This is a genomic window from Nostoc sp. FACHB-190, assembly GCF_014696905.1.
In the GTDB taxonomy this organism is placed as follows: Bacteria; Cyanobacteriota; Cyanobacteriia; order Cyanobacteriales; family Nostocaceae; genus Nostoc_B.
Window position 1 is genome coordinate 157,763 of sequence record NZ_JACJQW010000002.1, and the last position, 19,166, is coordinate 176,928.

Genomic DNA, 19,166 nt, shown 5'->3' on the forward strand with positions numbered 1-19,166 from the left:
CTGACAAAATCATTGACTTCGCGCTTTGAGAATAATTTAAATATTATTACGTAGTTGAAAAAATACCGATATTTACTTAAGAAGACTTACGTACAACTTACGTACAAGGATTGTCTATCACTCCCGATTCCCTATTCTCCCCGCCCCCAACTGTGGCACAATAAAGAACTGTAATAAAAAAAGTTATTAAGGTAATTTAGTGACTCCAACTGCTCAATCCACGGCAAGTGCGCGTCGCGTGGTATTTCCATTTACGGCAATTGTGGGCCAGGAAGAAATGAAACTGGCGCTGCTGTTGAACGTGATTGATCCCAAAATCGGTGGTGTCATGATTATGGGCGATCGCGGTACCGGCAAGACAACTACTATCCGGGCATTAGCGGATTTGTTGCCAGAAATCCCTGTAGTTGCTAATGACCCCTTCAATAGTCACCCCAGCGACCCCGACTTGATGAGCGATGAAGTCCGCCAAACAGTAGCACAAGGTGGGGAAGTTCCTGTAGACCATAGAAAGGTACAAATGATTGACCTGCCTTTGGGCGCTACAGAAGACCGGGTATGCGGTACTATCGACATCGAGAAAGCTTTGTCTGAGGGTGTGAAAGCTTTTGAACCAGGACTATTGGCAAAAGCGAATCGCGGTATTCTCTACGTGGATGAGGTCAACTTGCTTGATGACCACCTCGTAGACGTGTTACTCGACTCGGCGGCTAGTGGCTGGAACACCGTAGAACGGGAAGGTATTTCCATCCGTCACCCAGCGCGGTTTGTGCTTGTCGGTTCGGGAAACCCGGAAGAAGGCGAATTACGTCCCCAGTTACTCGACCGTTTTGGAATGCACGCCGAAATTCACACGGTGAAAGAACCAGCCTTGCGGGTGCAAATTGTCGAACAACGCTCGGAATTTGACCAAAACCCGCCAGCATTTTTGGCACAGCACAAAACTGAGCAAGAAGCACTGCAACAAAAAGTAGTCAATGCTCAAACGCTCTTACCAGAAGTCAAAATTGACTATGATTTGCGGGTGAAAATTTCGGAAGTTTGTTCAGAGTTAGATGTGGATGGTTTGCGGGGTGATATTGTTACCAACCGTGCAGCCAAAGCATTAACCGCCTTTGAAGGACGTACAGAAGTCACCCTTGATGATATCCGCCGGGTGATTACTTTGTGTCTGCGTCACAGGTTGCGGAAAGATCCTCTAGAATCGATTGATTCTGGCTACAAAGTCGAAAAAGTTTTTGCTCGCGTTTTTGGCGTAGAGTTGCCAGAAGAAGATTCTGCAAAGAAAAACGGCACAGGACAAATTAAAACGGGTGTGCGCTAGTTTTCCCCGAAAATAAACAGTAGGGGCGTGTAGCACCGCGCCCTGAAATTTATTTGCTTGATTGAGTATGAGATTTTGGCGCTTTTGCTTCAACAGTGTATTTTTGTCTAGTCAATACGAACCAGCCCGATTTATCGAGTTTGTCATGCTAGTGCTGACGTTATTACTGCTCGGTATTTGGGGGTTTACCCAAGAATTACCTTATATGCTCCTATGCCTGAGTTATGCCATTGGAGCAGCTATATCTATGTTAGTCCGAGAAGCGATCGCACCCTCACCAGAAGCCCAAGTTTCTCGCTTCACCGCTTTATTATTACTGTTAATCAGCCTCTACTGTTTTTTAGATTTTCTCTAATTTTTTACCTAAGTTATAGCAGTAGCCAAGTTGTTTAGGACATTGTAAATAATCAAATTTAGATACCACAAAGCTTTTAACCCGCGATCGCGCCAGAATGGACAGAAAACAATGTATAAGGTGTGAGGTGGAAAAGTGTACTTTCTACACCCCACACCCTTATACCCTTACACCCAGTCTTAACGCCCTGGAAACTACAAGCTAGGTGGTAAAATCACAGTGTCGATGACATGAATTACACCGTTGCTGCCTTGAATATCTGGCTGAGTAACTTTGCCATCATTGACTACTACCCCATTTTCATCAACTTTCACTGCAATGGGATCTCCTTGCAGACTGGTAACTTGACCAGATTTTAAATCAGAAGACAATACCTTGCCCGCTACAACATGGTAAGTCAAGATTTTCACCAGCACTTCTTTATTTTCCGGCTTCAACAAGTCGTTTAAAGCCTCCTTGGGCAATTTGGCAAAGGCTTCATCAGTAGGAGCAAAAATGGTGAAAGGCCCTGCACCTTGCAGAGTATCTATCAATCCAGCCGCTTTTAAAGCTGCGGTCAGGGTTTTAAAAGAACTGCTCGATTCCGCCAATGCTACAACTGTTTTATTAGAATCGCTGGTTTCATTGGTGGAAGATGGCGCTGGTGTTTCTGTTGCAGGTGTTTCTGCTGGTGGTGTGACGGGGGCTGCTTCAGTCCGACTACCACGGTTATAAGGAGGCTCATCAAAAATGCTAGGACGGGGATTTAGCCCTCTGTTTGTAGGTGTTTGAGCAACTACAGTTTTGGGACGAGTGTTGTTTTTATCTGTAGCGATCGCAGGCTGAACTGGTGTATAACTAGCATTTGCCTGTATCCGTTGACTGCGATTGTAAGGAGCTTCGCTAAAAATGCTGGGGCTGGGGTTTAGCACTTCTTTAGCTTGTGATGGTAAAGTAACAAGGAAACTCATCCCTGCTAATCCTGCCATACTTGCTATATTCGTCAATAACTTGCTGTAATTCCCCTTCATAAATTTTGTTTGTTTTGATTTCACACAGTTTACATAAAGACTTATATCACTTTGCCACCCAAAAAATCTAACTTGAAAAGGAAGATTTTTAAGATAAATTTTATTTTTTGTACTATTAAACTGTGAGCAAATAAATATATTAATAGCAAAAGTGGCAAATTTGCAAATCATTTAGGAACAATTATAGATATTTCATTTCTATAAGCAGTCGGGGAACTGATACAGAATAACTTATCTAATTTAGCAAAATAGCTCGCTCCGAAAAATATTGACCAAGACAATTTAAAATTACCTCAAAATCTATTAGCCAAAATTACCACTTATAGCCATATTTCCGGGATAGATTTTATTTTAACTTGCCAAATTTTCGAGAAGTGAAGATAAAATTAGAGAGTTATTTTCTCACTCAGTAATCAGGGATATAATATGCTGGAATTATACCAATGGGAACTGTCACAATACTCAGAAAAAGTGCGGCTAATTCTCGATTACAAAGGTTTAGAATACCGGAAAATTGAAGTCACACCCGGTATTGGACAGATAGAATTATTTCGCCTCACTGGTCAAAGGCAAGTGCCAGTATTAAAGGATGGTAATCGATATATTGTTGATTCTACAGAAATAGCTAAGTATGTAGACGCAAAATATCCAGAACGCCCACTCATACCACAAAATCCCAAGCAAAAAGCTTTAACCTTATTAATTGAAGAATGGGCAGATGAATCAATCGGGATTAAAGGTAGAAAAGCTCTTTTTGCTGCGATTAGTCAGGATCAAAATTTTCGCAAATCCTTATTACCCACATCCACACCAGACATATTCCGTAGTTTAGTTGAAGGCGTACCCAGTGATATTTTGACTGTCTTGGGTTTGGGTGTAGGATATAGCCCAGATGTAGTGAAAGGGGCGATCGCTGATTTAAAACAAGACCTAGAAGCACTAACTTTATTATTGACAGATAGTCCTTATCTCACAGGAGATGAACCAACTTTAGCTGACTTAGCCGTGGCTGGGTTATCAATATTATTGAAGTTCCCCGAAGGTGCTTATCTAGATTTACCAGCTAGTTTAAGAGGTCAAGGCGTGCCAACCATAGCAAATAACCCCGATTATCAATTATTCTTTGAATGGCGCGATCGCCTGTATGCTCAATTTCGTAAGCCATTAATCGGCGCTTCTCCCGCAGGTTCAGCACCAACTTCGATTCAAATAGACTAGTGCTGAAATCAGTTAACAGCAAACAGTGAACAGTTATCAAGTGTATGTAACCGATAACTGATAACTGTTGACTGATAACCGATAACTGATAACTGATAACTGATAACTGATGAATGACAAATTGGTAAAACCATTAGGTTCGGTAATCCAAGGCTCACTAACTGGTGGATTAGAAGTAAGACTACACCCGGATATTTCTGTAGAAGATATGCGGGTGGGTAAGTTTTTAGTTGTCCAAGGGATGCGATCGCGGTTTTTCTGTATGCTGACAGATGTATCCCTCGGCACAGCTAACGCCCGGATTATTGCTAATCCGCCCAGTTGGGAAGATACTTTTTTACGAGATGTCTTAGCCGGAAGCGGTACTTATGGAACCATCGCCTTAGCGCCGATGTTGATGTTTACCCCCGAATCTAATGAGTCTTTTTCTTCCACTAACGGCAAATCTGCAAATCCTTTTGTCCCATCAACTACGGGTTTGGCTTCATTTCAACCCCAAACTAGTACAACGATGGAATTACTTCCAGTCAAAACTATTCCCAGTCACTTTAGTCAGGTTTTCGACGCGAGTGAAGAAGATTTTCGCCGCGTCTTTGGTTGGGAAGATGACATCCAAAGAAAGAATTTTGCCATTGGTAAACCATTAGATATGGATGTACCTGTGTGCATTGATTTAAATCGGTTTGTTGAACGCAGTAACGGCGTTTTTGGTAAGTCCGGTACAGGTAAATCCTTTCTCACCCGCTTGCTGTTGGCTGGGGTGATTCGCAAAAACGCGGCGGTAAACTTGATTTTTGATATGCACTCAGAATACGGTTGGGAAGCCGTCGCCGAAGGTAAAAATGTCAATACTGTTAAAGGTTTAAAGCAATTATTTCCGGGGAAAGTGGAAGTTTACACCCTTGATCCTGAATCAACTAAGCGGCGGGGTGTGCGCGATTCTCAGGAACTATATCTTAGTTATGAACAAATCGAAGTTGAAGATATTAAATTATGTAGTCGTGATTTAGGACTGTCAGAAGCCGCGTTAGACAATGCCAATATTCTCTACAGCGAATTCAACAAAGCTTGGATTGTGCAACTGCTGAACATGACGAACGAAGAAATCGAAATGTTCTGCGAAGAAAAGCGGGGACACAAAGGCTCGATTATGGCCTTGCAACGCAAACTCTTGCGCCTAGACGGTTTGAAGTATATGCGGGCAGTTTGCCCCCACAACTACATTAATAAAATCTTACAATCTTTAGAGGCTGGCAAGAATGTCGTGGTAGAATTTGGTTCCCAGTCAAACATGCTCTCTTATATGTTGGTGACAAATATGATCACCAGACGTATACATGAGCATTATGTCCGCAAAGCTGATAAATTCTTGCAAAGCAAAAACCCCAACGATCGCCCCACACCTTTGATGATTACCATTGAAGAAGCGCATCGTTTTCTTGACCCGGCAATTGTCCAAAGTACCATCTTCGGCACGATCGCGCGGGAACTGCGAAAATATTTCGTAACGTTGCTAGTAGTTGATCAACGACCGTCAGGGATAGATAATGAAGTTATGTCCCAGATTGGTACTCGAATCACAGCCTTACTCAACGACGAAAAAGACATCGATGCCATTTTTACGGGTGTATCTGGCGCAGGTGGACTGCGATCGGTACTGGCGAAATTAGACTCAAAACAACAAGCCTTGATTTTAGGTCATGCCGTTCCCATGCCAGTAGTTGTGCGTACTCGTCCTTACGATGCTACTTTCTATGCCGAAATCGGCGATCCGGCTTGGGAAGAAAAGCCAGACGCAGAAGTATTCGCCGCAGCAGAACTAGCTAAAGCTGATTTGGGATTTTAAATTGTCCTTTGTCTTTCGTCCTTTGTTCAAGATGATTGTGAACCAATGACAAATGACTAATGACCATTGACCAATTCGTAACATCCCTCCAAAAATATGCCCAGAGAGTTCGGTTTTCTCCCTAACGATAGGCAACATGAGAGGGGATTTTGCCGTCACTATAGGTATAGTAAGCACTCTAAGGAAGTTTAAATTTTTTTTGTAATTAACTACTTTTGGATTATAGTTTTCTCCTTCTGTAGACTACTTTACTATCCGCCTGATTTGTCCTAAGATAAAAGCAAGTAAAACTCATACCGACTTCGGATTTACCAGTAGCCGAGCGCAACTGAAGATAAAGAAGAATTCTTGAAAACAACCCAATGTGCTTTTAAAAAGACCTAACAATTTAGGGAGGGTAGGGGGAACCTATCTCAAACACTCATCTTCTGGAATCTCAAGTATGTGAACTGAATTATTCTTATATAGCCGTTCATCAGTTATGGAAGCCAGAACGAGGGAGCAGCACCTCGACTTCGCTCGGCGACCGCAAGTAGAGGAGCAGAGGGAACAAATTTCTAAATCAGCCATCCCTAGAAACCACCTGATTTCGGTTTTTATAGATAGCCTTTCCTAATTAATTTTTCTAGTTATTAAAGATTCATTGTGTTTACGGAGTAGAGGACAACGCACCAATGCCTACTGTTAACACCCAAACTGAAAACCTGAACACCAAATTCACGGCTGATATGGTGCGAACCTATCTGCGGGAAATTGGTCGTGTACCACTGCTAACCCGTGAGCAAGAAATTGTCTTTGGGAAGCAGGTGCAACAAATGATGACACTAGTCGAAGCAAAAGAAGCTTTGGCGAAGAAATTGCACCGCGAACCGAGTTTACCAGAATGGGCGAACCATGTTAAACAATCAGAAACCGAAGTCAAACAAACGGTAGCTCAAGGTAAACGCGCCAAGCAAAAAATGATTGAGGCGAACTTGCGCTTAGTTGTCGCGATCGCCAAGAAATACCAAAAGCGTAACATGGAATTTCTCGATTTAATCCAAGAAGGAACACTTGGGTTAGAAAGAGGAGTAGAGAAATTTGACCCGATGCGGGGATATAAATTCTCAACCTACGCTTACTGGTGGATTCGCCAAGCAATTACCCGTGCGATCGCTCAACAAGGGCGCACCATTCGCTTACCGATTCACATTACCGAAAAACTGAACAAAATCAAAAAAGTGCAGCGCGAACTAGCCCAAACCTTGGGGCGTTCTCCTACACCCGCCGAAATCGCCAAAGAACTGGAATTAGAACCAGCCCAAATTCGGGAATATCTGAATATGGCACGTCAACCAGTTTCTTTAGATGTGCGTGTCGGTGATAACCAAGACACTGAACTGCAAGAAATGTTGGAAGATGATGGGCCATCCCCAGAATATTACACCACCCAAGAATTTTTGCGCCAAGACCTCAACACCTTGTTAGCTGAACTCACACCCCAACAACGGGAAGTTGTAGCCCTACGCTTTGGTTTAGAGGATGGTAACGAACTATCCTTGGCGAAAGTTGGTGAACGCTTAAATCTTAGCCGCGAACGTGTTCGTCAACTCGAACATCAAGCCTTAGCTCATCTGCGCCGCCGTCGCGCCAACGTCAAAGAATACGTTGCTAGTTAATAATTAAATAACGGTGATGCGCCTCCTGAATTCAGGGGGCGATTTTTTGTGTCAAAATAGAGTGCGATATTTGGATTATTATTTGGATAAAATCACTATATTTTAAGTTAATGGCTGCTAAAGACATTTTTCATGACGCGGTTAAGAAAGGGTTAGAAAAAGAAGAATGGATAATTACGAATGACCCTCTCAAAATTGAAGTCGGTGATGTTGAAATGTATATTGACTTGGGGGCAGAACAAGTTTTAGCTGCTGAAAGAGCAGGAGAAAAAATAGCAGTTGAAATTAAAAGTTTTATCGGCGCATCAAATATGTATGATTTTCATTTAGCGATTGGTCAATTCCTTAATTATCATCTTGCGTTAGAACAAAAAGAGCCAGATAGAATTTTATATTTGGCTGTACCATTAGGAGTTTATCAAGCTTTTTTTCAGTTACAGTTTATCAAAACGGTTATTCAACGTTATCAACTTAAATTAATAATTTATGATCCAATTCAGGAGGTAATTGTAGAATGGAAAAGCTAGAGCAATATCAGAAATATGTTCAACAAGCCATAACAGAATATGCCAATCTAGATTCAGCCAAAGATGAAATCGAACAGCAATTAATTTTTGATACCGTTCGCAACCACTATCAATTGATGTATGTTGGGTGGAAAAATAGACGACGGCAGCATGGCTGTGTGTTACATATTGATATCAAGAATGACAAAATTTGGATACAGCATGACGGTACTGAGATTGGCATTGCTAATGAATTAGTTAATTTAGGAGTGCCGAAAGAAGATATTGTATTAGCATTTCATGAACCATTAGTGAGGCAGTATACAGGTTTTGGCGTTGGTTAAATTGAGCATTAAGTTTACACGTAATACTCAAAATTTTAGTTTTGATGCTCACTAGATAATTTATCTACAAAACTCTGATGTTCAGGAGTCGATAAACCTTGCTGTAAAGTGGCTAATACTTGAGCTAAATCTCCTGATAATAATGCTGACTTTGCTAACCATAAACCAGGAAAGACGTGAGAACAAATTACATCATAAGAATTTGGTGCAAGTTGAAGATACTCACCCTGATTTAATCTAAACCAATCAAATTGGCGATCGTAAACTCGCCAAACTAAATATTCTTGTACTTGATTGCGGCGATAGACTTTCAGTTTTTCATGCAAATCATAAGAAGCACTAGAAGCAGCAATCTCCACAATTAATTCTGGCGCACCTTCCACATAATCATCTTCGGTAATGCGTGACTGTCCACCTTGTTCGATTCTCAGTAACGCATCTGGTTGAGGTTCATTATCCGCATCTAATAAAACAGTTGTGTTATCCAGCGTTTCCACTCCTGGAGTAGCAGTTTCGTAAGTGCCTAACCAAGTCATAATACGGCTATGGGGTTTGCCGTGTGTTTTTGCGCGTACAGGGGATGCCACGTAAACAACTCCTTCGATTAATTCTGCTTTTTTGAGATGCGGCATAGCGTGGTAACGACGCTCAAATTCAGTACGGGTGAGCCTATCGCCATTTTCTAAAGGTGGAGTTATCAACAGTTCAGCAGTGTTGTCAGCAGATATCATAATAAACCGTTTCTCAGTTGTGTGCAGTACACATTTTAAGGTGAGAGAGGCTAGAGACTGGAGGCTAGAAAAATGTACCTCATTCAGATGAAATATGCTCTAAATAATTATCCTTAGCCTCTAACCTCTAGCCCCTAACCTCTACTTTTCACCCGACCCATCAAATTTTCATCGTTTGCGGAATGCAGAGCTTGGCTGTTGTAGCTAATTATAGTTAAATCAATCGGCGAGCAAAATATCAATATTTGTAAAGGAGAAGCTCTCAAAAATCATCGAAAGATTGCATTTCAGATTTACATCACCCGATTGGGTGATTCTGTTGGGTGAAGAGTCATTTATTTAAGTAATGATAATGTGAAATTATCGTCAAATATTCTAAAAAGCTTCTTTTTTTGACGAGTTTTTATTTTGAGACATTTAAATCAAACCATCGACGGAACCTTGAACGATAGACAATTGGTTATGGTTTAAGTGAGTCATAGAGGAGACAGTTAATTTCGTAACAGGAGTGGTCGGGTGCTTAACAATATTTTTAAATTCTTATCCCCTCGGCAGTTAACAATTTCTATTGTTGGCTTAGTTTTAACCGTTGGTGTTGTTAGTGAGCAGACTAAACCTGTATTCAGCAAACAGTTACAAAATGTAACAAGTTCCGCCTCTTTGAATGGTGATTTTTCTAGATTAACAAATCATCACTATGTTAGTTCTGATAATTCTTTGTTGTCGCGGTTGAGAGAAATTCGGGAACAGCGTAGTCAACAGCAAACAGTAGCTTTTGAGCGTGAAACTATAGAATCTGAATCTAGAGATATATCCCCAAGACACTATCAAAAAGCTGGCAAAGAAGCCGGAGTAATGACTAGAGGAAATATTCCCACAACAGATGGGGTATATCTTTATGGACAATCACCAACACCAAACCAAATCGGTCAAGGTTATATCGTTTTTCAGAAACGGCAAGGTAAAGTAGTTGGTGCTTTATATATGCCTAGTTCTGAGTTTAGTTGTTTTCAAGGCACAATTGATAAATCTGGTGAGTTAGCAATGACTGTAAATGGCTCTCCAGATGATGTCAGTACATCAGATGTGGCTACAACTAGTACAATTCCATCGGTTTCTGATGATGAATTCAATAATTATGCTTACTCTGTAGCATTACAAGATTATCATCCTATTCAATCTATTAGTTCTGGCGATCGCCGCATTCTACAGATGTGTCAAAATGCAATATAAAAGTATGAAGTCTGAAATCTCTGATGTCGTAAACATTTCAGACTTCAGGTTTCACACCTAATTAAAATTCGATTCCGGGTTGAGCTTTTACGCCTTGGTCACGGAAGGGATGTTTAACTAATGTCATTTCTGTTACTAAGTCTGCACGTTCAATTAACGCTGCGGGTGCGCCTCTCCCTGTGAGAATTACGTGTTTATGAGGCGGTTTCTCTACTAAACCTGCTAAAACTTCTTCTATTTGTAAATAAGCCATTTTTAAAGCAATATTAATTTCATCCAACAGTACCAGATGAAAGTCTGGGTTGCGGATATATTCTAAAGATTTTTCCCAAGCTGCTTGTGCTTTTTCGAGGTCGCGATCGCGGTCTTGAGTTTCCCAGGTAAAACCTTCACCCATTGCGTGAAACTCAATTTGGTCTTCCCAATCACTGAACACCCGTTTTTCTGAGGGTTCCCACGCGCCTTTGATGAATTGGACGATCGCCACTTTATAGCCATGACCGAGCGATCGCATCACCATTCCTAACGCCGCAGTGGTTTTGCCTTTACCGTTACCAGTATGGACAATAATTAACCCCTTCTCTGGGACAGCTTGTGCTATCCGCCGATCTTGGATTTCTTTCCGGCGCTGCATTTTTTGGCGATACTGCTCATCAGTCAGCTTAAAATCATTATTTATGGATGAGGACATTACTTCATCAATTAAGCGTTCGATTTCTTTATCTGATTCTAATTCTTCTGGTGTATCTTTACTCATCAGCATTTTATCAAAGTAACTACTTGGCGGATAAGGGAGACAAGGGAGACAAGGGGACAAGGGAGAGAGATGTTGATAAATGATTTACGATTGCTATACAAGACTTTACTGATAGAATAAGGCGCAGAGATTTTATCTAAAATGACAGTAAGCTTATAATTTATTTGACAATAACGCTTTAAAATTTACTACAATTATTAGTCATAGAAGTCTAATTTTAGGGCTATTATCAATAATTCAATAGTTTTATTAAAGCATTTTTAATATAAAGTTTTGTAGTAACTTTGACGAGAGTTATATCCTCAAATTTATTAAGGGTTTGGGTTATTGTTATTAACAACTGATATATGCTAGAAATGGTTACTGATTAACAATTTTAGAACTTGACGCTAAATTGTGAAAAAATTAACCGCAGATGGACGCAGCGAAAAGTTTGCGCGTCCTGGTTTCCCGGCGCAAAACTTTTCAAGACAGATAAACGCGGATAGAATTTTAATTTAGCTGTGTTAGTCCATTAGTTAGCTGTAACGCAATAAAAGCCTTGCGGTAGATGTGTTACGCTATCGCTAACACATCCTACTTGTATTTCAACAATCAAATATGAGTCTGATAGAAATTATTCAGGGTGATATTACTCAGTTATCGGTAGATGCAATTGTGAATGCTGCTAATAGTTCTTTATTAGGTGGTGGCGGTGTTGATGGTGCAATTCATCGTGCAGCAGGGAAAGAATTACTAGCAGAATGTCGAGAGTTAAGGGGTTGTAAAACTGGTGAAGCGAAAATTACCAAAGGTTATAACCTACCAGCAAAATGGGTAATTCATACAGTTGGGCCAGTATGGAAAGGTGGAAATTATGGAGAGAATGAGTTATTAGCTAGTTGTTACCACAATAGTTTAGCTTTAGCAGCACAATACCAAGTTAAAACTATTGCGTTTCCGGCTATTAGTACAGGTGTTTATGGATTCCCGATGGAACCTGCTTGTAAAATTGCGATCGCAACAGTCAAAAAGTTTTTCTCACAGTCAAACTCCCTCGAACAAGTGATTTTCGTCTGTTTTGGGCAAAGTGCATTCGATTTGTACACTCAGACGATGCCAGAATTTGCTGAAAACAGGTGACAGGTGATAGGTGACAGGTTACAGAGTGAAAAGTCGTGTAATTTCCGCACTGAATTGGTTGTTGCTATAACATTAGATTCGGCGTGTTTACTGTTCGGGAGTGCAAAATGTCAAAACAGCGTGGTCAAAAAATCGCACCTACACCCATACCATCTAATATTGGGGTAGTTGATTTAATCAATAATTACTTCACAGCATATAACTCAGCACGTTTGCGGGAGGTTTGTCAACTGCTGAGTAAAGATGTATTTCAAGATGGGGTGACGGTGGGAGTCAGTCTTTCTGGTGCGATGACACCAGCCGGATTTGGGGTTTCTGCATTATCACCCCTAATTCGTAACGGTTTCATTGACTGGATGATTAGCACTGGGGCGAATTTATACCATGATATGCACTATGGCTTAGGTTTTGAGCTATTTGCAGGTAATCCATTTGTGGATGATGTCAAACTGCGGGAAGAAGGTACAATCCGCATTTATGACATTGTATTTGGCTACGATGTATTGTTAGAAACTGATGCTTTTATTCGCAAGATTTTGCAAGCCGAACCTTTCCAAAAGCGGATGGGAACAGCAGAGTTTCATTATCTTTTAGGTAAGTATGTCCGGGAAGTGGAAAAGCAATTGGGTGTACAGCATTCTTGTTTGCTGGCGACGGCTTACGAGTGTGGCGTACCAATTTACACTTCTTCCCCTGGAGATAGTTCCATTGGGATGAACGTAGCAGCGTTGGCGTTAGAAGGTTCGCAATTAATTTTAGATCCCGCCATTGATGTGAATGAGACAGCTGCGATCGCCTACAATGCGAGAGAAACAGATGGTAAAAGTGCGGCGGTGATTCTGGGTGGTGGTAGTCCCAAAAACTTCTTACTGCAAACTCAACCGCAAATTCATGAAGTACTAGGGTTAGAAGAACGCGGACATGATTTCTTTGTCCAGTTTACTGATGCGCGTCCTGATACTGGTGGTTTATCTGGGGCGACTCCATCGGAGGCGGTTAGCTGGGGTAAAATTGACCCAGAAGAGTTACCCAGCACAATTGTTTGTTATACCGATAGCACGATCGCTTTACCGTTAGTGACAGCATATACATTAAGTCAATGTTCACCTCGGCCGTTAAAACGGTTGTACGATCAACGGGAAACAATGTTAGCCACACTGCAAAAAGATTATCTTGCAGCTAAAAACCAACCATCTGACAAAGTACCTGCGGCTGTGGTTGGAGATGCAGCCCAAGGTGTTGCAACTTATCCTTGCGGTAGAGTGATTCAGTAGAAGCTAGAGGTTAGGGGTTAGAGGCTATCGTATTTGATTTGTGAAAATCGAAATGCTCAGATCCCCGACTTCTTGAAGAAGTCGGGGATCTTTTGGTTCACGAATGATTTAGGAATGCTATCTTTAGCGATCAATAGCAAAATATTCCGAAAAAACTGTATATAGGACTTACGCAAAAAAACGAAAAAATAATACCAAATTGAAGAATAATTGCGACAAATGAATTGCCCAAAAGCTTACCAGTAAAGCCTGTCTCAATCCAAAATCTGTCTTGAAAAGTTTGCTCAAGTCGGGGAACCCGCCCACGCAACTTTTCGCAAAATCTAAAATCCAAAATGGTATAAGGTTTTAGAACAGGGTGCAGGGGTATGAGGGTGTAAGTATTCAAAACCCTTACACCCTTACACCCTCACACCCAATCCCCACAGAAAATTTTGATGCGTAAGTCCTGGTATAAATTAAGCAATGGTAGAGAAGCGATCGCGCAACCAACGTAACCGAACTTCTAACCGTTGTAGACTCTCTGGATGTTGTTGTCCGATAATAAAATTCCACAAAACACCTTGAAAAGTCCGCGCTTCGATAAACAAATCTAATATTTCTTGATCTATGGCTAGTCCATAACCATTTAAAGCTGCCGTTGCACGTTCCATCTCAGTGTCGAAAACATAGCTAGAAGCAATTAAACAAGCAATGTCCCAAGCAATATGCCCAATAAAAGTATCTTCCCAATCTGTCCACAATACGCCGCCTGTTGTGTTCAGGACATTAGAAAAATTGGAGTCGCCATGAAGAGGTTGCATTGGTAACTGAAGCTGCTGAAATTGACTTTTGAGGTGATAATTAACCGCTTGCAACATTTCGCTATCTTTGAGGCTGAATGCGTTTTGAGATATGAGATTAGACAGCAGATTTTCACTCTCAGTTAACGGATCTAAAACTGTCAAATCACCTGCAAAGTTGACTAAAGCTTCATGGCATTCTCGCAAAGTTTTTCCCACAACAGTCGCATCTGGTAATTTATCTATTTCTTCGACAAATTCCCAAAAACTCAGAACTAACCCATTGTGCTGATGAGTCCCTGGGTGAATGAGGTTGCTGGGACTAACCACAGGTGCGCCTGCGGCGGCTAAATAGCTGGCTACGGCAATTTCTTTAGCAAACCACGTATCACCAAACCGCACTGTACCTGTTGTAGTGGCGATGCGTGCAACTACAGGCGCAGGGCGTAAATGAATGACTAAATTACTTCTGTCTTGCAGCACCACAGCTTCAGCAAATTTCAGCCCTTGTTGTTTGGCGACTGTACAAGCAGCATTAATGGCATTTTCCAGACGAGCTGTTTCTGGTGGACTAGTCATAATGGCGATCGCAAAAAACTTTAGCTAAGTAATTAAACTAAATTAATTACACACATTCTTTTACTATCACCTCTCTCCATGAATTTAATTTTGCGTAACAGCATATTTCATCTGGATAAAGTACATTTTTCCAGCCTCTAGCCTCTAGCCTTATTTCAGGATTTCGTCTAACAGGTTTCTTGCAGGTTGCGCCTTTGCTAGTGCAGTTTGATGATCACCATAAGCCCGAACTAAACGTACTAAACCGCTTACCCCTGTTTTGAGTAATTCTAGTTCTTCACCAGCCAATAATTCACCATCTAGCATTCGTTGGACTAAAGGCTTGATGTCGCCAACTTCTTGACGTACCTTTTGCAGTTTTTCCACACTGCTAAGTAAAGCTTTCAGCGAGTTGAGAATTTCATCAATATCTTGGCTACTTTCGGCTGGTGCGGGTGCATCTTGTAGCGTGTCTGTATCCTCGGTATTGGTAACTACATCTTGAGTTGTGGTTTCGCCTTTAGCCCCGTTTGACTTTGCCATGAAGGTTTTCTCCAGAATTTTCCCCAGTCTATCGTTAAAACCCCTCATCTAGTAGCCTGCCCAGAGAATTTTGCTTTCCCCAATTCCCCCTGCACCCTGCACCCCTGCTGGATCTACACGCAATATTCGGTTGATGAACTACTACAGGCGCGATCGCAGCACAAAATGGCTTGTGCGAATTGGCATTTTTTCTGAGTCTATTTGATTTATACTTTTAGATTCGTCTGAAATTATCAAATAAGCACAGTTTGAAAGTTGTATGTCCAGCCTAAGTCCTGACATGGTACGCATTTATTTACGAGAGATTGGCCAGTTTCCTCTACTCACCTCAGACCAAGAAATCACTTATGGCAGGCAAGTACAGCAAATGATTGCCATTGAGGAGCAGAAACAAAAGCTGAGTGAACAATTAGATAGGGAACCTACGTTAGCAGAATTAGCTAATTTTGTCAACAAAAGCGAATCTGAAATCACTCAAATCCGCCATATTGGTCAACGCGCAAAGCAAAAAATGGTGACAGCAAACCTCCGACTGGTGGTTTCCATCGCCAAAAAATATCAGCGTCGCAACCTAGAGTTATTGGATTTAATTCAAGAAGGTGCAATTGGTTTGCAACGAGGGATAGAAAAATTCGACCCCAATCGTGGTTATAAATTGTCAACCTACGCTTACTGGTGGATTAGCCAAGCTATCACCAGAGCGATCGCTGAAAAATCCCGCACTGTTAGGCTACCAATTCACGTTAACGAAAAACTCAATCAAATCAAGAAAGTCCAGCGAGAACTGTTTCAAACTCTCGGTCGTCGTCCTTCCGTGGCAGAAATTGGTCAAAAATTGGACATCGAACCCAGCCAAATTCGAGAATATCTCAGTGCTGCTAGTTCGACAATTTCTTTAGATTTAAAAGTTGGTGATAACCAAGACACAGAACTCAGTGAACTTTTAAGTGATAATGGCATCTCCCCCAACGACCAAATTACCCAAGAAATGCTGCGTCAAGACTTGGATAACTGGTTATCATCACTGAAACCTGTACAACGTGAAGTATTAATTTTGCGTTTTGGACTGCTAGATAACCAAGAACGGAGTTTGGCACAAATTGGCGAAAAGCTCAATGTCAGCCGCGAACGTGTTCGTCAAATTCAGCAGCAAGCCATGAATGTTCTGCGTCGTCAACAACCAGAAATGGGGCAATATCTATCTTCTTGAGCAAGTGCTGAGTTTTAAGTGCTGAGTGAGAAAAAAGGATACTCAGTTTTTGAGAATGTTACCCATTTTGGCTTTATAAGGTTCAGTTAAGACTCAAAACCAATTTTGGCGTAGTAACTATCTTGAAAATCAAGAAAAAAAATTGTAGGGGTGAACGGCTGTTCACCCCTACAGTTGTATTTGTAAGAGTATGTTTTAAACGTCATAACTGATGTATCAAATATTTTTTACACCACCCTAACCCTGCTCTTGAAAAGGCTGTGGTGTATACACAAATCTGAGTTGAGTGCATCTATCCCGCCTCGGAATTAATTCCGAGTCTCACAGCACAAGTCCTCTGAAGAGGACTCAACTAAAAATTCATTAGTCCACTTGAGTGGACTTTGGCTATGAGCATGGAACTTTAGTTCCAGGCGGGATAAGGTTTCATACTACTGGCGTGCGAATTCCATTTGTCGGGGCTTGGTGCAAGAATAGAATCTACTTCGGTGGTAAGTTGACATCTTGTGCCAAACGCAGGTTTTTCAACAATTTAATTGTCCACCAAGTCATATCAATTTCCCACCAGCGCCAACCACACCTCGCTACATGAGGATAAGCATGGTGATTGTTGTGCCATCCTTCGCCATAGGTGAGAATCGCCGCCCACCAGAGATTACGCGAATTATCATTACACTCAAATGTGCGATATCCCCATAAATGCGTGACTGAGTTGATAAACCAAGTTGTATGCCACAAAATTACACATCTCAAAAACACACCATAGATGACAAATGACCAACCACCGAAGGCATATAACAGCAAGGCGACAGGAATTTGTAATATTAAAAAGTAGCGATTTAGCCAACGGTAAAAACCATCTCGCGCTAAATCCGGTGCATATCTTCGGTAACAGTCATAATCAAAAAACTCTTTGTTGGGGTAGAAAATCCATAAAATATGACTCCACCAAAAACCTCTGCGGGCTGAGTAGGGATCTTTGTATTCATCTTCTGTGTGAGCATGGTGTAAACGATGTCCCGCTACCCAAAATATTGGCCCGCCTTGCAAAGATAGCGCCCCCAAAATTGCGATCGCATATTCCAACCACTTAGGCACACGCAAGCTACGATGACTCAACATTCGGTGATATCCCAGGCAAACTCCAATACTGCCAAATAGCCAATGTAGCAACACCAGCACACCCAACGCCGACCAAGAAAAAAACCACGGTGCTAACAATGCCAGAGCATGAATTATCGCAAAAAATGCGACAGTTAGCCAATCAAGACGTAATGATTGGGGATTATCTGACCAAGTTTTCATGGAATTAAATTTCACAAACACTCCTCATCCCAATTCAAAATTCAAAAAGTAAAATTTTTACTTTTTACTTTTGCCTTTTGCCTTTTGCCTTTCTTACACCCAATCTCTAGGCTGAAGAAAAACTTCCGTCAGTTCCGCTTCTGGGGTTCCTGCTTCTGCTTGATAGCAATATTCCCAGCGTGCTAAAGGTGGTAATGACATCAGGATAGATTCGGTTCTGCCCTTGGTTTGTAAGCCAAATACTGTGCCTCGGTCGTAAACTAAATTAAACTCGACGTAACGACCCCGACGGTACAGTTGGAAATGACGCTGGCGATCGCCATACTCTATTTCTTGTCGCCGTTCTACAATGGGCAAGTAAGCAGGTAAAAAAGCTTCACCGCAAGACTTGACAAACGCAAATATATCTTCCCAATTGCGATCGACATTTCCCACTTTTTGGCTGTAAATGGCGGCTGGAGTATCTGTTTGGGAACCGACGTAAAGCTTACCACTAGCATCTTGATAATCAAAGAAAATCCCGCCAATACCGCGCTGTTCTTGACGATGATGCAAATAAAAGTATTCATCGCACCACCGCTTAAAAGTTGGGTAATACTCTGGATGGTGAGAATCACAGGCATTTTTCAACGTCTGATGAAAGTGAACCGCATCTTCAGTAAAGGCATAATATGGCGTTAAATCTGCACCGCCACCAAACCACCAAATCGGCCCAGCTTCAAAGTAGCGATAGTTAAGATGTACTGTTGGTACAAAGGGATTACGAGGATGCAACACCATCGACGTTCCTGTGACAAAAAACTCATGTCCTGCTGCTTCTGGACGTTGAGTCAAAATTGAAGCTGGTAAGCTTTTTCCCCAGACTGCGGAAAAATTCACACCCCCCTGTTCAAACACCCGCCCTTCTCTAATCACGCGGGTACGTCCTTCCCCACCTTCTTCTCGCTCCCAATAATCTTCTTGAAAACTTGCTTCTCCGTCAATTTGCTCTAACCCTGTGCAAATCTCATCCTGGATGTTTTGCATGAATTGTAACACTCGCTGCCGTGAATCCTTGGGTATGCTGTGATTCGGTGATGGGAGGAAGGTTGTGTGATGTGGATATTCTTGCAGAGACTTATCGAAATGACGGCGCATGGTAAAACCTCTATAATTTCAGGTCGGTGAAATTATCACCACTTAATAGCTCTATAGTTATGAATTGAATTTGCAACCGATAAGTTTCAAAACTTAATAAACTATCCCAACCCCTGCCCTCAAAGACTTTTCTCTAGTCAACTACAGTATCTAGCGTCTGGTTATTTCCGACTTTACTGAAGGATTGTAAAGAGGTCTAGCCAAAGAATCCCACTTATCATAACTTGATAGTTATGAAATTATTTACTTGATT

The 19,166-nt window shown here is 41.5% G+C and carries 18 protein-coding genes; 11 read left to right on the forward strand and 7 right to left on the reverse strand.

The window, feature by feature from the left end; genetic code table 11:
• The first annotated feature begins 199 nt into the window (after positions 1-199).
• Both bchI and H6G28_RS03650 read left to right on the forward strand, forming a co-directional pair.
• On the forward strand, positions 200-1,324 hold the full coding sequence (gene bchI, locus H6G28_RS03645) for a magnesium chelatase ATPase subunit I (protein WP_190590266.1): 1,125 nt from the start codon (positions 200-202) through the stop codon (positions 1,322-1,324).
• A gap of 103 nt (positions 1,325-1,427) precedes the next feature.
• A complete protein-coding gene (locus tag H6G28_RS03650; protein ID WP_313933925.1) occupies positions 1,428-1,679 on the forward strand; it encodes a hypothetical protein in 252 nt (83 codons plus the stop codon).
• A 194-nt stretch (positions 1,680-1,873) separates the two neighbouring features.
• On the opposite strand, the gene H6G28_RS03655 is transcribed toward H6G28_RS03650, so the two are convergent.
• Positions 1,874-2,689 carry a fasciclin domain-containing protein gene (locus H6G28_RS03655; protein WP_190669037.1) on the reverse strand — a complete coding sequence of 272 codons (816 nt, stop codon included), beginning with the start codon at positions 2,687-2,689 and terminating at the stop codon, positions 1,874-1,876.
• A gap of 426 nt (positions 2,690-3,115) precedes the next feature.
• Here H6G28_RS03655 and H6G28_RS03660 point away from each other — a divergent pair, with 426 nt between their 5' ends.
• From H6G28_RS03660 to H6G28_RS03680, 5 genes are all read left to right on the forward strand, one after another.
• The gene (locus tag H6G28_RS03660) at positions 3,116-3,907 is read left to right on the forward strand and encodes a glutathione S-transferase family protein (RefSeq protein WP_190590269.1); all 792 of its coding nucleotides are present in this window, start codon (positions 3,116-3,118) and stop codon (positions 3,905-3,907) included.
• Between the two features lie 109 nt (positions 3,908-4,016).
• The gene (locus H6G28_RS03665; protein WP_190669039.1) at positions 4,017-5,753 is read left to right on the forward strand and encodes a helicase HerA domain-containing protein; all 1,737 of its coding nucleotides are present in this window, start codon (positions 4,017-4,019) and stop codon (positions 5,751-5,753) included.
• A 674-nt stretch (positions 5,754-6,427) separates the two neighbouring features.
• The gene (locus tag H6G28_RS03670) at positions 6,428-7,411 is read left to right on the forward strand and encodes an RNA polymerase sigma factor, RpoD/SigA family (RefSeq protein WP_190590271.1); all 984 of its coding nucleotides are present in this window, start codon (positions 6,428-6,430) and stop codon (positions 7,409-7,411) included.
• Positions 7,412-7,521: 110 nt separating this feature from the next.
• On the forward strand, positions 7,522-7,938 hold the full coding sequence (locus H6G28_RS03675; protein WP_190590272.1) for a XisH family protein: 417 nt from the start codon (positions 7,522-7,524) through the stop codon (positions 7,936-7,938).
• Positions 7,926-8,261, forward strand: coding sequence for a XisI protein (locus H6G28_RS03680; protein WP_190590273.1), 336 nt, complete (start codon positions 7,926-7,928; stop codon positions 8,259-8,261). Before H6G28_RS03675 ends, H6G28_RS03680 begins: the two co-directional genes overlap by 13 nt.
• 35 nt (positions 8,262-8,296) lie before the next feature.
• Here H6G28_RS03680 and H6G28_RS03685 read toward each other — a convergent pair whose 3' ends face one another.
• A complete protein-coding gene (locus H6G28_RS03685) occupies positions 8,297-8,992 on the reverse strand; it encodes a Uma2 family endonuclease (protein WP_190669041.1) in 696 nt (231 codons plus the stop codon).
• A gap of 516 nt (positions 8,993-9,508) precedes the next feature.
• Here H6G28_RS03685 and H6G28_RS03690 point away from each other — a divergent pair.
• Complete coding sequence (locus H6G28_RS03690) at positions 9,509-10,225, forward strand: hypothetical protein (RefSeq protein WP_190669043.1); 717 nt, start codon at positions 9,509-9,511, stop codon at positions 10,223-10,225.
• Positions 10,226-10,286: 61 nt separating this feature from the next.
• On the opposite strand, the gene cobO is transcribed toward H6G28_RS03690, so the two are convergent.
• Positions 10,287-10,982: a cob(I)yrinic acid a,c-diamide adenosyltransferase gene (gene cobO / locus H6G28_RS03695; RefSeq protein ID WP_190669045.1), complete on the reverse strand. Its 696-nt coding sequence runs from the start codon at positions 10,980-10,982 to the stop codon at positions 10,287-10,289.
• Between the two features lie 600 nt (positions 10,983-11,582).
• Between cobO and H6G28_RS03700 the strand changes: the two genes are divergently transcribed.
• Together H6G28_RS03700 and H6G28_RS03705 are read left to right on the forward strand one after the other, a co-directional pair.
• The gene (locus H6G28_RS03700; protein ID WP_190669047.1) at positions 11,583-12,104 is read left to right on the forward strand and encodes an O-acetyl-ADP-ribose deacetylase; all 522 of its coding nucleotides are present in this window, start codon (positions 11,583-11,585) and stop codon (positions 12,102-12,104) included.
• A gap of 107 nt (positions 12,105-12,211) precedes the next feature.
• Positions 12,212-13,378 carry a homospermidine biosynthesis protein gene (locus H6G28_RS03705; protein WP_190590277.1) on the forward strand — a complete coding sequence of 389 codons (1,167 nt, stop codon included), beginning with the start codon at positions 12,212-12,214 and terminating at the stop codon, positions 13,376-13,378.
• A gap of 458 nt (positions 13,379-13,836) precedes the next feature.
• On the opposite strand, the gene H6G28_RS03710 is transcribed toward H6G28_RS03705, so the two are convergent.
• Both H6G28_RS03710 and H6G28_RS03715 read right to left on the reverse strand, forming a co-directional pair.
• A complete protein-coding gene (locus H6G28_RS03710; RefSeq protein ID WP_190669050.1) occupies positions 13,837-14,739 on the reverse strand; it encodes an aminoglycoside phosphotransferase family protein in 903 nt (300 codons plus the stop codon).
• A gap of 150 nt (positions 14,740-14,889) precedes the next feature.
• On the reverse strand, positions 14,890-15,261 hold the full coding sequence (locus H6G28_RS03715; RefSeq protein WP_190669052.1) for a hypothetical protein: 372 nt from the start codon (positions 15,259-15,261) through the stop codon (positions 14,890-14,892).
• Between the two features lie 259 nt (positions 15,262-15,520).
• On the opposite strand from H6G28_RS03715, the gene H6G28_RS03720 reads away from it, so the two are divergent.
• The gene (locus H6G28_RS03720) at positions 15,521-16,471 is read left to right on the forward strand and encodes an RpoD/SigA family RNA polymerase sigma factor (RefSeq protein ID WP_190590280.1); all 951 of its coding nucleotides are present in this window, start codon (positions 15,521-15,523) and stop codon (positions 16,469-16,471) included.
• Between the two features lie 480 nt (positions 16,472-16,951).
• On the opposite strand, the gene H6G28_RS03725 is transcribed toward H6G28_RS03720, so the two are convergent.
• Both H6G28_RS03725 and hemF read right to left on the reverse strand, forming a co-directional pair.
• On the reverse strand, positions 16,952-17,776 hold the full coding sequence (locus H6G28_RS03725; RefSeq protein WP_190669297.1) for an acyl-CoA desaturase: 825 nt from the start codon (positions 17,774-17,776) through the stop codon (positions 16,952-16,954).
• A gap of 93 nt (positions 17,777-17,869) precedes the next feature.
• Positions 17,870-18,913 carry an oxygen-dependent coproporphyrinogen oxidase gene (hemF, locus tag H6G28_RS03730; protein ID WP_190669054.1) on the reverse strand — a complete coding sequence of 348 codons (1,044 nt, stop codon included), beginning with the start codon at positions 18,911-18,913 and terminating at the stop codon, positions 17,870-17,872.
• Between the last annotated feature and the right edge of the window lie 253 nt (positions 18,914-19,166).

Coding starts and splice junctions, on each gene's coding strand:
- H6G28_RS03655 (WP_190669037.1), bottom strand. CDS start 2,689: ATGAAGGGGAATTACAGCAAGTTATTGACGAATATAGCAAGTATGGCA.
- H6G28_RS03660 (WP_190590269.1), top strand. CDS start 3,116: ATGCTGGAATTATACCAATGGGAACTGTCACAATACTCAGAAAAAGTG.
- H6G28_RS03665 (WP_190669039.1), top strand. CDS start 4,017: ATGAATGACAAATTGGTAAAACCATTAGGTTCGGTAATCCAAGGCTCA.
- H6G28_RS03670 (WP_190590271.1), top strand. CDS start 6,428: ATGCCTACTGTTAACACCCAAACTGAAAACCTGAACACCAAATTCACG.
- H6G28_RS03675 (WP_190590272.1), top strand. CDS start 7,522: ATGGCTGCTAAAGACATTTTTCATGACGCGGTTAAGAAAGGGTTAGAA.
- H6G28_RS03680 (WP_190590273.1), top strand. CDS start 7,926: ATGGAAAAGCTAGAGCAATATCAGAAATATGTTCAACAAGCCATAACA.
- H6G28_RS03685 (WP_190669041.1), bottom strand. CDS start 8,992: ATGATATCTGCTGACAACACTGCTGAACTGTTGATAACTCCACCTTTA.
- cobO (WP_190669045.1), bottom strand. CDS start 10,982: ATGAGTAAAGATACACCAGAAGAATTAGAATCAGATAAAGAAATCGAA.
- H6G28_RS03700 (WP_190669047.1), top strand. CDS start 11,583: ATGAGTCTGATAGAAATTATTCAGGGTGATATTACTCAGTTATCGGTA.
- H6G28_RS03705 (WP_190590277.1), top strand. CDS start 12,212: ATGTCAAAACAGCGTGGTCAAAAAATCGCACCTACACCCATACCATCT.
- H6G28_RS03710 (WP_190669050.1), bottom strand. CDS start 14,739: ATGACTAGTCCACCAGAAACAGCTCGTCTGGAAAATGCCATTAATGCT.
- H6G28_RS03715 (WP_190669052.1), bottom strand. CDS start 15,261: ATGGCAAAGTCAAACGGGGCTAAAGGCGAAACCACAACTCAAGATGTA.
- H6G28_RS03720 (WP_190590280.1), top strand. CDS start 15,521: ATGTCCAGCCTAAGTCCTGACATGGTACGCATTTATTTACGAGAGATT.
- H6G28_RS03725 (WP_190669297.1), bottom strand. CDS start 17,776: ATGAAAACTTGGTCAGATAATCCCCAATCATTACGTCTTGATTGGCTA.
- hemF (WP_190669054.1), bottom strand. CDS start 18,913: ATGCGCCGTCATTTCGATAAGTCTCTGCAAGAATATCCACATCACACA.